Here is a 13,860-nt window from a genome sequence, read left to right as displayed (position 1 = left end):
ATATTCTCTTAGTAAATCAAATTACCTATTGGATTTAGTAACTTGCTGAAGCCCTTATTAAAATGTAGCGCACTACTGACAACTGTAAAGCACAAACACCCGTCTTTCGTTAAAGGTGTATGCTGATGACTACCATCTTGCCATATAAAGTCGCCTGGTACGTAACTACCATCTTCGTCACTAAACTCACCATCTAGGAGTAGAGTAACTTCAAATCCAGTATGCGTGTGCTCTGGTATTTCACCACCCGCATCAATGTGTAACAGGCTAGAACGTAGCGCACCATCATCAAGCGAAACTCGAGATCGCGCTAACTTACCAACTTGTGTAAATTTACTATGAGAAATACGCGTTAAAGCACGTGGAAGCTGGTAGTTATGTTCATTTACTTTAATAGAAACAGGCTCTACCTCATAAACTTCGTCGATAGAATCATCAGATGTGATCATATCAAGAACATTCAATTCAAAGTCTTCAAATAACTCAGATTGCTCAGTTTGAACTGTCTCAAATTGGACTGGCTCTTCACTAAATAACGCGTCTGCATTACTTGCTTCAATTTTAGCGACTTTAGCTTGGCACACAGGGCACATATCTACATGTATAGAAACGGCTAAACTCAGTGATGTAGCAAGTGATGCATCGCAATACTGTGTCAGTAGAGTTTCACTCGGGTGATGTTTAATCATGCTGATCTCCCATTTCATTACGTAATTTTTGCAAGGCCAAACGTAACCGTGATTTTACCGTGCCTACTGGAATGTTAAGTTGATGTGCAAGTTGCTCTTGCGACATATCTTGAAAATAAACGCCTCTTACCACTTCACGTTGAGCGATTGGTAGCTTGTCTAAATAGCGCTTAATTTGCTTATCTTCTAAATGATCACTGTATTCGTGATGTGTATCTTGTGATTCGTTTAATAACGGCCAAATATCTTCACTGATGTTTTCTTCTTTGTTACTTTTCATTTTGCGAAGCATATCGAATGAAGCATTACGCATAACGGTATAAACCCAAGTAGTCGCTGCACCTTTATCACTGTGATACAAATGTGCTTTACGCCAAACAGACGTTAACGTCTCTTGAACAAGCTCCATTGCTTGAGCTTCAACACCAAACTGCTTAATTCCAAAGCGTTTAATTTTTGGCGCAAAATATTCAAATAAATAGGAAAACGCTTTTTTGTCGCGTGATTGCGCAACGTCTATAAGCGCTTGCATGAGCTCTTTACTCGGCGTTTCTGGCATGGCAGTGTACTTACCTGTATTAGGTTCACAACGTGGTGACTGTTGTTGACTTACCATAATAATTTATCCCGTTATTGCTTTTGTATTAAGTAATACGGGCAATAATTAATTTAGGATCATAAAATTTAGGCAAATTCGTTATTAATCACAGTATGGAGGAAATTCAGTAAGTTATCAAAGTTCGTTTCAAACGCAAGTTGCTGTTTTTTCTCGATAGAAATAGGCAGGAGCTCAAGCCAACGTGCTGCAATCCAAGGCAACTTGTCAAAATGAGTTTTTTTGTACAGTAAACTAAGTTCCGGATTACTTTCAAAGACGTTTAAAAGCGCATCATGTAATAGGTAATGTTTGCCAATTGGGTTGTTAATGTCCTTGTACCAATAAGGCGTCTTACAAGGCGATACCAGCCCATGTCGCAGTTCGTCTTCGTCTTGGTAAGCATCATTAATTTGCACGTTTTTAGATGCATATACATCAATTAATAATACATCGTTATCGTCTTGATCAAAATCGATAATATCAACAAGACAACCTTGCGCACTTATATTAAAAGGCGTGTCATGCTCGAATGTACAAAGCACAAACCCTGTATTATTTTTTAATGCGTTTTTAACCATATTTAAATAGCGAGGCTCAAATATGCGTAATCGCGTATAACCTTCAGGTAACATAAAAATGGGTAATGGAAAAATCGCACGTTTCATAAAGTCTACTTATTTCAAACACTCTGCCTTTACTTACGTGCGCTTTTGCTAAGTCGATCAGCTTTGCATGAATCGAATTAATTACCTACTCCACCATTGGTTAAATATTAAACCAGCTCCCCATGCTTTTTAGTACTTGGACTGAGTAATATGCACTTATCATACTGGCTACTGGCGCTAACATTAAAGCAAATAACCCAAATTCACTGCTCATCGTTTTAATCCTTTAAATGGTTTATTTAACGTTTTTAACACTCGCGTCAGTATTTTTAGACGCAGTATTCTCGGTTAAAACAGCCTCATCTAATATTCCAACTAAAACAGTTTTAGCATCAAAATAAAGCGTTTCTTTTAATGACTTTTCAAGTTCGAATGTTGTTTGCTTAACGTAGCTTGTTACACTTTGAGCTAATATATCAGTAACATCTAGGTCCACTTCTGTTGAGTGTACTTGCGCAGAACCTAATACTAATAAACTTGCCATAGCGATTTTAATTGAATGTTTCATAATGGTATTCCTTGTTTGTATATTGTTTGATTAGACGAAGTTATATAATCAAGGGTTGTGCCAACATGAAAACAAAAATTAAAGTGTTGTAATTAAATAGGTTTTTATAAATTTAATTAATTTCAAAAATTCACACTCTATTAATCTAACCACTTAATTTTATTTTTTGACCAATATTTGGTTAATAATTAAGATCAATTTACCCACGTTAATAAAAGTCACAGTAAATACATTTAGCGTTTATAAAAACGTCATATCTAAACGTTAAAGTTCCATTACTATAAATAATTGAAAAGTGCAGTATGTCTATCTTATCTCGTCGTGGTTTTTTAAAAACATCAGTAGCCAGTGTATTTACCGTTGCTATTTCCAGCGCTATAACAGGCTGCGCTCAAACACTAGCTGACAGACCATTATCAGCAATTGAGTTTAAGCATGGTGTTGCCAGTGGTGATCCGCTCAGTAATGCTTTAATAATTTGGACGCGAGCCACAACCTCTCAACCATCTTCCATTGCGACTGCTTCATGGGAGCTGGCAAGTGATCCTGATTTTAAAAATATATTACGTAGCGGTTACGAACAAACAGATAAAAGCCGCGACTTTACTATAAAAATAGACGTGCAAGATCTTGCACCAAATACCGAATACTTTTACCGTTTTATGGGTTTGCAAACACAAAGCCCTATAGGCCGAGCTAAAACACTGCCAATAAGTAATGTTGAACAAATAAAAATGGCTATTGTGTCGTGCTCAAACTACCCTGCTGGGTACTTTAATGCCTACACTGATGCCGCCAAGCAAAAGGATTTAGATGTAGTACTGCATTTAGGAGACTATATTTACGAGTACCCAATGGGTGGATACGCCACTGATAATGCTGAAAAAATTGGCCGCCAATTAGCCGCCGATAACAGCGGTGAAATTATTACTTTAAGCGACTACCGCAAACGCTATGCAATTTATAGAACAGACAAAGGCCTACAAGCACTTCACGCAGCAGCGCCTTTTATTGCAATATGGGATGACCACGAAGTTGCTAATGATACATACAAAAATGGCGCGGAAAATCACAACATTAATGAAGGTGACTTTTTTAAGCGTCGCGCAGCGGCTATTCAAGCCTATTACGAATGGCTGCCAATTAGACCGCCTATGGGCGAACAAAGCCCGCAAATATATCGCACGTTTGATTTTGGTAATTTAATAAGCTTACACATGCTAGATACGCGCGTAATAGCACGCGATAAACAACTCGCCTACAGCGATTACAAAAACCCCGAGACCAAGCAAATGGATATTGCGCGCTTTGTCAGTGATTTAAATAATCCAAAAAGGCAGTTACTAGGTAAAACACAACTAAACTGGCTCACGAGTGCAATAACTGAGTCAAATGCAAAGTGGCAAGTATTAGGGCAGCAAGTACTCATGAGCAAAATGTGGCTGCCTACTGAAATATTCTCGCAATCCGATCGCACTAAAATCCCGCTGGTATTAAAAGAGCTTGTTGCCATTAAAAAAGCCGTGTTAGCTAATAAAGCGGTAACACCCGCGCAACTCGCACGCGTAAATACTTTAATGCCTTATAATTTAGATGCGTGGGATGGTTACCCAAGCGAGCGCGAAGCATTATACAAAAGCGTTACCGCATTAAATAAAAAGTTAGTCGTGGTTGCAGGTGATACGCACAATGCGTGGCATGGCACATTAAAAAATGCAAAAGGCGAAAGTGTGGGAGTAGAATTTGCAACACCTGGTGTTACATCCCCGGGTATGGAGCATTATTTAGCGCTTAATACAGCACAAGCAAAGCAGATGGCTGACTCGCTTTCATTGTTAATAAACGACTTAAACTATTGTGACTTATCACACCGTGGGTATATGTTACTGACTATTACTAAAGAGCAAATCACAACCGATTGGCGCTATATAGATAACATAAACTCTCCAAGCTACAACATTGCTGCTCAACACCAAAGTGTCTATAAGGGCTAACATTTTGTATAAAAAGAGAAGGTAAACACATTATTTACCTTCTCGTTTATTTTATTAAACGCGCTTAATTACAACTATAAAGAAGCGTCCACGAAGCATCACTTCCTGGAAGGCTGTTTGTATACCAATTTGCACTGTATGCATTGCCTTGATATTGTATTTTGTCGTCGGTGTTATTGTGTGTAAATGGACCGGCCGAATAATCCTTTTTCACCCAATTAGGGTATGTATTAATACCATTACAATCGGTTGAACTCACAACACTACATCCATTTGCATCAACATTTGTACCTGCGGGTGTATCTGGGCACTGATCAATATCATCATTCACTCCATCATTATCCGCATCACTTTGTGGTTCAACTACTTCAACAGCACAACCCACATCATTAACAGTTTCCCCTGCAGGGGTATTTGGACATTGATCAACACTATCGCTAATACCATCAGCATCGGCATCAGTTACCGCACAACCAATACTATCAACCACTGTATCTGCAGGAGTATTATCACACTGATCAAGGCTGTCACTTATACCATCGCCATCAGAGTCTAAAGCAACGGTACTGCCACCCCAACCTTGAATGATCTCTTTAACTTTAGTGCCTGAAGCGGTTAATGAATTCCAACTGCCGCCAGGGGTGAATAACGAAGCCCCTTCGTTTTTATCATTAATAGACCAGTTAGCGTGACTAATATTGTTTGTTTTAAAAAATGCCATCCATGCATCTGTTTCATTAGCATTAACACCACCATTGCCATCAGCATTAACTGTCCCCCACTCTGTAGCAAACAATGCAATACCGTTGTCGAGTGCTGTTTGCGCTTTATTTCGATATGATTGTCCGTGCGTGCCAGCATAAAAGTGCAGAGTGTAAGCAATATTGGCGCGATCTATCGGATCTTGTGATGCCACATCAACGTCTTGAGACCATGTTGGTGTACCAACCACAATTAAATTATCAGGATCGATTGCTCTAATTTTATCAATTACAGTTTCGGCGTAAGGCTTAATATCGTTAGCCCATGAAATTTGTAACGGCTCGTTATAAATCTCATAAATAACATTATCGTATTGCCCATACTTTGTAGCTACGTCTTCAAAAAATCGAACGGCAGTTGCCTGATCTGTATGTGCTTCATGGCTATGAAAGTCAATAATAACGTACATATCTTCGCTAATAGCAGCATTTACAACAGTATCAAGACGGCTCATATTGCCATCCCAGTCATAATTTAAGCTACCACCAGCACTTGACCCATGGCCTATTGCCGCGCGAATCAATGTTGCATTAAATTCAGACTTAGCACGTGCTACTGTTTCTGCGGTATAAAATTTTTCAGCCCCCCACCCCGTGTTACTCCAGAATAAGCTGGTACCTGCAAAGCTCGTATTTTCACCACCAGCAAGAATTTGATTACCACTAACCGTTAATTTCTCAACAGCGGCATTAGCCATTGTTGAACAACCTAATAATAAAGCTAACGATAAGCTCGTCACTTTAAAGTTCCTTTTGTTGTGATTAATTAAACTGTTATCCATAATATTTCCTTAAATTGAAGTTATCAGTCGTCATTTCGCTGATGTAATAAAGTAAAACCGCAAAAGCAATACAAAGTAATTGCCAATTATATTTTACGTAAGTTAAAAGTACCAACTTATTATTAACATTAACTGAACAAAAAAAATTCACGAAGCACTGCCGTGAATTAGGAAAAGGAGAATAAGAGGCATGTTTAACGAAGTTCGAAGATTTTGTCGGGGATATATTGTTTTTTACACTTTTTTTACATTAGGTAAAAATAAAATGTTTAAGTAGAGTAAATAGGTAGCCATCGATTAAGAAACACCACCTTGCATACATTTTAGTCAATTATATTGGGCAACACCTTACGTCCTAAACGATAGGCATCTGCAATACTCAATATCCAAATAACAATCATTAAAGGTACGTACTTATATTCAGCGAGCTGAGCGCAGGCGTTAGATGGTTGTTGCGCGGCTTTTAAAATAGCCGTAACCGACATGGGGATTTTTCCGTGTACAATTTCATTTGCAGTACACTGTGCAATCGCAAATATATCTTGAAGGGTTAAAATTAAAAGAACAGAAAAAACACCCGCAAAAATAGCGCCTATAAGGTGTTTTTTTAAAGAAAAATGCCCCGCTCCAGGATAAACAATGGCGGTAAGTAAAGCAGCTTTTAGATCTTGTTTCATTTTTACCTAATATAAATTCACTTTAACGTGATCACATAAAAAAGCCACTTTGCAGTGGCTCAATTAAAATATCAAGTAGTTAAATGTATTATTGTCCACCAAACCCGAGAGTTAACTCAATACCAACAAAGCGAGGTGCCCCTGCAACAAATGTTGGGTTGCCAAATCCCCCTCCAGTATTACCTGCATCAACTAAATACTCTTTATCTAATAAGTTACTAGCAAATACACTAACAGCCCAGTCATCACCATTTGCGATACCTAAGCGCGCACTGACTAATCCAAGCGCTGGTTGGCTAATATCTAAGCCTGATATTGGCGCATTTGCTGGCTCAAAAAACACTTCAGAGCGGTAGCTATATATTAAAGAGCTCGTTAAATTAAGTGAGTTTGACAATTCTGTTGAATAAAACAGCCCCGTACTAAATGTCCACTCTGGTTGTAATCTAAATTTATTGCCAGCGAGGTTACCGTTATTACTGTCATCATCTATTTCAGCATCAAGGTAAGCCGTATTGGCAAATACCTCAAACTCATTATTAATTAACGCCCTTACTTCAACCTCTGCGCCAACATTAGTGGCAGAGCCCGCATCTGCAGAAAACGCAACGCCTTCATCATCCTGTAACGTAACCTGAAAGTTAGAGTAATCTTGATAAAATACAGCGACAGAGTAATCTAAACGCCCGTCAAGCGCTTTGCCTTTAATACCGGTTTCGTAGTTCCAAATAATTTCCGCTGGAACTTCTGATATTGAGGCTTCAACATTCCCTTGTTCGTCGTTAGCCGAACTTACTTCAAGTACTTCCGAACGACGCCCTTTTGAAATAGTCGCATACATATTTGTAGTAGGGTTTATTATATAAAGCGCATTAAAACGTGGCAGCCAATCATCATAATCAGCATCGCCATAGAATGTTTCACCATTAGTATCAACCGTAAACAATGGCGCTTGCGTCAAAACACTATTGGGTGCAGCAGAGCTATAACCACTGCGCTTTTCTTCTTTTATATAACGAAGACCCGCTGTTAACTCCAGTGCCTCAGTTGCAGCATAAGTTACATCAGCAAACGCTGAGTACGCTTTGTTTTCACCATAGTTTGTAAACTCTAATGAATATGGCAACTCGTTTATTGCACCACCTGTTAATGCTGGCGTTAAAATATTAACGCTACCATCATTATTAATACAAGGAACACCTGAACCCAATACGCCTAAGCAATTTAAGAATATAGACTCCTCTGTACTAAATGGAATACGCTGGCTACCCTCTTCTTCAAAGTAACTCACACCAAAAATACTAGTAAACTTATTCTGCGTATAAACAGCGCGTAATTCTTGGCTAAATTGATCGCCCTCAGCAGCTTCTGCAAATTCTAAAAACCATGCCTGCGTACCATCAGCATCAAACACTTCTAAAGAATCAAAGTTACGCCCTGCGGTAATTGAGGTGATTGTTAAATCGTTACTTACATCCCAATTTACAGTCAAATTTAAATCGTTAACTGTGCGCTCCACACCTAAGTCTTTTTTTCCAAACACAGACTCTGCATACGGACTACCTGGCATTTCAACAAAACTATATGGACTTGTATCACCACCGGTTGGTGCATAAAGCCCATTTTTAAAAGATGTACCCGAGTCATCATTTTTTTCATACGTATACACCAAATCAATCGTTACATCGTCATTAGGTGTAATACGTAAAGACGGACGATAAGAAAAACGCTCAATAGCATGCATATCATCTTGCTTAAACCCAGCCGGATTTTGGGAGTTACTATCTCCTGCAATATTTTTTATAAACCCATCACGTTCACGATAAGTAAAAGCAACACGGCCTTGCATTAAATCATTACCACCCGTTACAAAACCACTAACACCTTTGGCCGAGTAATTACCAACGGATGCTTTTAATTGAGCCGAAAAATCTTTTTCTGGTTTACGTGTTGCTACACTAATAGCCCCCACAGAAGCTGCTGTTCCAAACAGTGTCGCTTGTGGTCCCTTAACCACTTCAATCCCTTCTACATCAAAAAGCTCAAAGTACGAGCCACGAGAGCGTGATACATCTGCTCCGTTATAATAAATAGACACACGAGGGGATGATTGAGACGACCCGCTATCAGACGTAATACCACGAATTACAAAGCCCGGGTTGTTAGGGCTTTGCTCTTGAATAACAAGCCCTGGTGTTATTTCAGATAAAGTGTCGAGTTCGCCAATACCTAAGCTTTCTAAAAAGTCGCCATCGTAGGCACTTATTGTTACAGGCACATCTTGTATTGATTGCGCACGCTTTTGAGCAACAACCACTATTTCATCAAGTTCTTTATTTATGGTTTGATCTGCAAAACTATTTGTTGATGTAACGCAAATCATCGCCACAGACAATTTAGTAAGTTTAAGAAAAGGCCGTGTTGTTAATTTATTTTTCATGTTTTTCACTCTTCGTCCGGTTAATTGTTTTTAGGAATTACCGGTAATCTAACGAACTATTACGACTTTTTTACGTCTTATTAATTACGCATTGGTTAAATTGATGTTTCAACTTTATGAAAAATAATAAATTATTGTATTCATATAAAAATTATAACATTGAAAAACTCAGCGTACACTTGTACACTAAAATTCATTCAAATAGTGGTAGGATCTGTCATGTCGTTAGAAGCGCCCTATTCTAAAAAAGAAGAACAACTAAACGTAATTAGTCATGCACTTGGTATTGTATTTGCCGCATTTGTTATGTGGGATTTATTTAGCCAAGCCACCAGCACTAAAGCGTATATTAGTACTGCAATTTATGGCAGTAGCCTATTTGTGCTGTTTTTGTCATCCACTTTGTACCACGCCAGTATTCAACCGCGCTTAAGAGCCTTTTATAAAAAGTGCGATCACTGCGCCATATACTTATTAATTGCCGGCACCTACACTCCCTTTTTATTAATCTCATTAACCGGTGCTTGGTCATGGGCAACACTTACATTTATATGGACTGTGGCACTAGCAGGCGTTGCGTACAAAGTATTTGTAAAAAACGGTAATAAAAAAATATCACTCGCCACCTACTTACTCATGGGTTGGTTTGCACTGGCTATTGTTTATCCGCTCTACTCTAGTGTTGATGTAAAAGCACTTTACTGGCTACTTGCCGGCGGCATTTTTTATAGTTTAGGCACTTTTTTTTACAGCGCTAAAAGCACCCAATTTAGCCACGCAATTTGGCACTTATTTGTTATTGCTGGGTGTGTTTGCCATTATATTTCAATTAGTAATTATGTTTATTGAGCTGGTATAGCTAATTAATATGGTCTGGTTTGAGCGATAAGCGGACGTAATAGTATTGTCCGCTTTGTAAAAGTTTATGAAATTTGGTAGATAGCTTTCCCTCCTTCTATGGAGCTGAAGCTGCCACTTTTACCTATTAGGCTACATTCATGGCTACTATCAACTATTGTAAATTTGCTTGATGCAATTCCACTCTCAAATTTTCCATCATGCTTTAATGTGAGTACAACTTGTTCATCGTTTTTATCACACGTAATGGTTTCAAATCCGTTGAATAGAGCATCACCATTTTCACTGTAGTAAAGTTTATATCTTACTTCGCTATTACCATTAATATCGCCTGAGTAAGCTTGTTGTACTAATGCAGTGCTAAATTTCTGACCCTTTTCAAATTGTTGTTCAACGGTCTCTTGCCACTTTGTAATTAGAAATGTACCTTTTAACTCCATAGTTTTTTCCTTTTAATCAACCTAACAACAAAATGTTACTACGATATTAGTTGATTGATATAGTAAAAACGCGACAATAAACAAAAGATTGATCACATTTGAAAATAAATAATGAAGAAATAAAAGGGGTGTTACACCGTCAGATTAGTGAAGAGAACTATCACTTACGTAGATATTTTCCAAGTGTTCTATTTAATGGTTTTATTGAACAATTTTGGTTTGTTGATTGGAATTTAGAGGAACAAAGAACTCATACTCAACAAAACTTACCAGATCCAAATTTTCACTTAATTATCAGCAATGATGGAGTTAAGTTATTAGGGCCTGTAAGCAAAATATACTCTTATAAAATGGAGGGGAAAGGACGAATAATAGGTGTGAAATTTGAAACAGGCGCCTTAAAGGAACTTTTACCTCTGCCGATTGAAGAATATGTTAACAGAGAGGTACTTGCCAAAGATATATTTGGCTTGAACTTCGTAACTAATTTAATCTCTTTATATGAACATGAAAACGATGCAGAGGTTATTAACTATCTTCATGATAGTCTTGTTCCTTTTGTTCAATCTATTACTAGACCAAAAAAGATCACTCAAAATATGGTCTCGTTGGTCAAAAATAACGAAAATATTTGTACGGTTAAGCAAGTAGCTAACTATGCAAACATTTCTTCACGATCGGTTCAGCGATATTTCTCAGAATATGTAGGCCTCAGCCCTAAATGGCTTATACGTAAGTACAGGCTTAGCAGGGTTTTAGATGAACTCGAATCCAATACCGTTAGTATCTTAGATATTGTTACCCGATTGGAATATGTTGATCAATCTCACCTTATTCGAGACTTTAAAGAAGTTTTAGGAATAACTCCAAACAGATACAACAAACTAAAGTGAATTTTTATATCCTAGTAGAGTCAATATCGGCTTATGGCAAGTTCTGTTTGGAGCGAAAACCAGTTATTCTGATTGGTAAATATAAGAGTTACTTGATTGGTTAAACTACTCTTTGCGCATATATTCATGAAAATGAGCGGCGCGCGCATATTAGTTCATTTAACTCTATCTAAAAGTTTTATAAAACTTAGTGATAGTAATACCTTAGGCAATTTGTTAAAACTACACACAATTAGGATGACAGCCATCCTAATTATTACGAAAAAAGCCAACAAAAACAGTATGAAGAGTGCATTTTTATAAATAATTAATCACGCAAAAAGCCGAGCTATGTAGACAAAATGAAAGTAACAATAGACAGCCCAATAAGGCGACGACAGCTGTTTATTAAAAAATGGCAACTGTATTGCCTTGTTCATAATATAGAAAAGCTGAAAAACACGATGCATTAAGAGAGGCAACCCCTTTTAAGCCAAAATAAAGCCACTGAAACATCCGTAAATCCTTCCAAAACGCCAGTTAAAACAATACCAAACCAGCTTTTATATTCTATGAAAAATACAGTAATCGATTGAACCAAAATAGGAACTCAGCTATGGTTGATTCATCAATAAAAATAAATAAAAAACGAGTTAATCTACAGGCTCGTTAGATTTTGAGGAAAGTATTGTGCTTTTAAAAGGTTTTGGATTTTCTGGTTATCGAAGTTTTGGTAATGAATTAACTAAAATAGCTCCTTTGCGTAAAGTTAATCTCATCATTGGGAAAAATAATATCGGTAAGTCTAATATTGTTAATTTCTTAAGTGAACAGTATTCATACTTCGTATCAAAAGCAAAAAACCAAAGGCAAATAGGAAAGCAGCAGGATATACCTTTCAAAGATATCGATAGGCATATTTCTGAGAAAAGAGCAGATCATAGAATTTCATTTCCGGTATTCCGAAGTGAGATTGACGAATATATAAGAAAATTATTACCTAATGATCAGCGCAACCGAGCACACCGGGAGGTAGCAAAGAAACTGCTTACATCAGAGCATTTTTCAGATGTTAACGGTGATGTTTGGTTTACATATAAATCAGCCAACTACAATGGTGATTTTTCATTAGAGGTGGAAGTTGACGATATATTGCCTGCATTAGAACATCGTGAGTGGCAATCTCTCTGGAGCGCCCTTACTAATAGAGGCCAAGGTGACATTAAGGCTCATTGGGTGCCTGAAACTATTAAAGCTATATCTTATATTCCATCGCAGATACCGAATATCGAAGTTATCCCTGCTATAAGAAAAATAGGTTCTGCCGGTAGCGAAGCAGGTGATTATAGTGGTGAAGGAATTATTGAACGATTAGCAAAAATTCAAAACCCTCCTCTTGTCGATCAGGCTGATAAAGAAAAATTCATCGCTATAAATAACTTTGTCCGTGAGGTTTTGGAAAATGGAAGTGCAGAAATAGAAATCCCCTACGAAAGGGATATGATCCTGATACATATGGATAACAAAACACTACCTCTTGAGTCTTTGGGTACAGGGGTTCATGAAGTTGTTATTCTTGCAGCAGCAGCCACGCTTCTTGAAAATACTATACTCTGTGTTGAGGAACCTGAATTACATCTCCATCCATTGCTGCAAAAAAAGTTAGTAAAGTATTTAGCCGATAGTACAAATAACCAGTATTTTTTTACTACTCACTCTGCTCACTTGCTGGATGCAGTTGAATCAGAAATATTTCACGTGACTCAGTTTGATGGCTCGTCATCTGTTAGTGCGATTGCTAGTACCAAAGAAAGATCTAGCATTTGCAATGATTTGGGGTACAAAGCCTCAGATATACTTCAAGCTAATTGTATTATATGGGTAGAAGGCCCATCTGACAGAATTTATCTAAATTATTGGATTGCGGCTAAGAATCCAAATTTGATTGAAGGGGTTCACTACTCAATTATGTTTTATGGTGGAAGACTTTTTAGCCATCTTACAGCCCTAGACGGTGATGAGGTACAAGGCAGGATAGATGACTTTATTTCTGTTAGAAAGTTAAACAGAAACACAGTAATTATGTTCGATAGTGATAAAGAGCATTCTAGAGCTAGATTGAATGCAACGAAGCAAAGGCTTAAAGCCGAGTTTGATTCAGGCCCGGGTTTTGCGTGGGTTACGAAAGGGCGAGAGGTTGAAAATTACCTAGATTATGACAAGGTAGAAGCAAGTGTTGTAGCAGTTCACCCCTCCGCATCTCACTTACTTGCAAAAGGTGAATGGGAAAATCTATTGAAATATAAAAAGACAAGAAGTACAGAAGAGCGGACCGCTAGCAAAGTTAAGGCTGCAAAGCACTATGTTGAAAATAATGATGTAGACCTTAGTGTTCTCGATTTAAATGATCGCATTCGCGATCTTTGTGCCTTTATTTCCGAAGTAAACTGCAATGAAATCTAACAAATCAAAGCACTCGGACTTCGCTATGCTCAGCCAGTGTTTGAGGCGTTAGAACTGTGAGGTGAATTGTGCCAATCATTGAAGAGGAACTATCGAGCGTTGATGAGCTTTGG

Annotated in this window: 12 protein-coding genes; 4 read left to right on the top strand and 8 right to left on the bottom strand. The window is 37.8% G+C overall.

Going from position 1 to position 13,860, the window contains the following annotated elements; all coding sequences use genetic code 11:
* Positions 1 to 8: 8 nt before the first annotated feature.
* The 4 genes from NRL14_RS02445 to NRL14_RS02430 all read right to left on the bottom strand — a co-directional run bounded on the left by NRL14_RS02445 (position 9) and on the right by NRL14_RS02430 (position 2,460).
* A complete protein-coding gene (locus tag NRL14_RS02445) occupies positions 9 to 689 on the bottom strand; it encodes a ChrR family anti-sigma-E factor (protein WP_007376330.1) in 681 nt (226 codons plus the stop codon).
* Positions 682 to 1,305 (bottom strand): sigma-70 family RNA polymerase sigma factor, encoded by a 624-nt coding sequence (locus NRL14_RS02440; RefSeq protein ID WP_002962457.1) that lies wholly within the window; start codon positions 1,303 to 1,305, stop codon positions 682 to 684. Before NRL14_RS02440 ends, NRL14_RS02445 begins: the two co-directional genes overlap by 8 nt.
* Before the next feature lie 68 nt (positions 1,306 to 1,373).
* Complete coding sequence (locus tag NRL14_RS02435) at positions 1,374 to 1,952, bottom strand: LON peptidase substrate-binding domain-containing protein (protein ID WP_033030193.1); 579 nt, start codon at positions 1,950 to 1,952, stop codon at positions 1,374 to 1,376.
* 235 nt (positions 1,953 to 2,187) lie between these two features.
* Positions 2,188 to 2,460, bottom strand: a complete 273-nt coding sequence (locus NRL14_RS02430) for a hypothetical protein (protein ID WP_306723906.1) — start codon at positions 2,458 to 2,460, stop codon at positions 2,188 to 2,190.
* 302 nt (positions 2,461 to 2,762) lie between these two features.
* Between NRL14_RS02430 and NRL14_RS02425 the strand changes: the two genes are divergently transcribed.
* On the top strand, positions 2,763 to 4,454 hold the full coding sequence (locus tag NRL14_RS02425; protein ID WP_306723905.1) for an alkaline phosphatase: 1,692 nt from the start codon (positions 2,763 to 2,765) through the stop codon (positions 4,452 to 4,454).
* A gap of 64 nt (positions 4,455 to 4,518) precedes the next feature.
* Here NRL14_RS02425 and NRL14_RS02420 read toward each other — a convergent pair whose 3' ends face one another.
* The 3 genes from NRL14_RS02420 to NRL14_RS02410 all read right to left on the bottom strand — a co-directional run bounded on the left by NRL14_RS02420 (position 4,519) and on the right by NRL14_RS02410 (position 9,114).
* On the bottom strand, positions 4,519 to 5,997 hold the full coding sequence (locus NRL14_RS02420; RefSeq protein WP_306723904.1) for a cellulase family glycosylhydrolase: 1,479 nt from the start codon (positions 5,995 to 5,997) through the stop codon (positions 4,519 to 4,521).
* 323 nt (positions 5,998 to 6,320) lie between these two features.
* Positions 6,321 to 6,674: a hypothetical protein gene (locus NRL14_RS02415; RefSeq protein WP_149604962.1), complete on the bottom strand. Its 354-nt coding sequence runs from the start codon at positions 6,672 to 6,674 to the stop codon at positions 6,321 to 6,323.
* A gap of 88 nt (positions 6,675 to 6,762) precedes the next feature.
* Complete coding sequence (locus NRL14_RS02410; RefSeq protein ID WP_306723903.1) at positions 6,763 to 9,114, bottom strand: TonB-dependent receptor; 2,352 nt, start codon at positions 9,112 to 9,114, stop codon at positions 6,763 to 6,765.
* 219 nt (positions 9,115 to 9,333) lie between these two features.
* Here NRL14_RS02410 and NRL14_RS02405 point away from each other — a divergent pair, with 219 nt between their 5' ends.
* The gene (locus tag NRL14_RS02405) at positions 9,334 to 9,963 is read left to right on the top strand and encodes a hemolysin III family protein (RefSeq protein WP_197121451.1); all 630 of its coding nucleotides are present in this window, start codon (positions 9,334 to 9,336) and stop codon (positions 9,961 to 9,963) included.
* 74 nt (positions 9,964 to 10,037) lie between these two features.
* Here the strand turns inward: NRL14_RS02405 and NRL14_RS02400 are convergent, their stop codons facing one another.
* Complete coding sequence (locus NRL14_RS02400; protein WP_306723902.1) at positions 10,038 to 10,412, bottom strand: DUF3224 domain-containing protein; 375 nt, start codon at positions 10,410 to 10,412, stop codon at positions 10,038 to 10,040.
* A 98-nt stretch (positions 10,413 to 10,510) separates the two neighbouring features.
* On the opposite strand from NRL14_RS02400, the gene NRL14_RS02395 reads away from it, so the two are divergent.
* The gene (locus tag NRL14_RS02395) at positions 10,511 to 11,305 is read left to right on the top strand and encodes a helix-turn-helix transcriptional regulator (protein ID WP_306723901.1); all 795 of its coding nucleotides are present in this window, start codon (positions 10,511 to 10,513) and stop codon (positions 11,303 to 11,305) included.
* Between the two features lie 669 nt (positions 11,306 to 11,974).
* Positions 11,975 to 13,747, top strand: a complete 1,773-nt coding sequence (locus tag NRL14_RS02390) for an ATP-binding protein (RefSeq protein WP_306723900.1) — start codon at positions 11,975 to 11,977, stop codon at positions 13,745 to 13,747.
* Positions 13,748 to 13,860: the final 113 nt, after the last annotated feature.

The sequence above is a fragment of the Pseudoalteromonas sp. 20-92 genome (genome assembly GCF_030847595.1).
Taxonomy (GTDB): Bacteria; Pseudomonadota; Gammaproteobacteria; order Enterobacterales; family Alteromonadaceae; genus Pseudoalteromonas; species Pseudoalteromonas fuliginea.
The sequence above is the reverse complement of the archived record's forward strand: the minus strand, read 5'-3'. Positions and strand labels throughout refer to the sequence as shown.

Excerpts from the sequence above, each read along its gene's own strand:
- NRL14_RS02445 (WP_007376330.1), bottom strand. The coding sequence starts at position 689 with ATGATTAAACATCACCCGAGTGAAACTCTACTGACACAGTATTGCGAT.
- NRL14_RS02440 (WP_002962457.1), bottom strand. The coding sequence starts at position 1,305 with ATGGTAAGTCAACAACAGTCACCACGTTGTGAACCTAATACAGGTAAG.
- NRL14_RS02435 (WP_033030193.1), bottom strand. The coding sequence starts at position 1,952 with ATGAAACGTGCGATTTTTCCATTACCCATTTTTATGTTACCTGAAGGT.
- NRL14_RS02430 (WP_306723906.1), bottom strand. The coding sequence starts at position 2,460 with ATGAAACATTCAATTAAAATCGCTATGGCAAGTTTATTAGTATTAGGT.
- NRL14_RS02425 (WP_306723905.1), top strand. The coding sequence starts at position 2,763 with ATGTCTATCTTATCTCGTCGTGGTTTTTTAAAAACATCAGTAGCCAGT.
- NRL14_RS02420 (WP_306723904.1), bottom strand. The coding sequence starts at position 5,997 with ATGGATAACAGTTTAATTAATCACAACAAAAGGAACTTTAAAGTGACG.
- NRL14_RS02415 (WP_149604962.1), bottom strand. The coding sequence starts at position 6,674 with ATGAAACAAGATCTAAAAGCTGCTTTACTTACCGCCATTGTTTATCCT.
- NRL14_RS02410 (WP_306723903.1), bottom strand. The coding sequence starts at position 9,114 with ATGAAAAATAAATTAACAACACGGCCTTTTCTTAAACTTACTAAATTG.
- NRL14_RS02405 (WP_197121451.1), top strand. The coding sequence starts at position 9,334 with ATGTCGTTAGAAGCGCCCTATTCTAAAAAAGAAGAACAACTAAACGTA.
- NRL14_RS02400 (WP_306723902.1), bottom strand. The coding sequence starts at position 10,412 with ATGGAGTTAAAAGGTACATTTCTAATTACAAAGTGGCAAGAGACCGTT.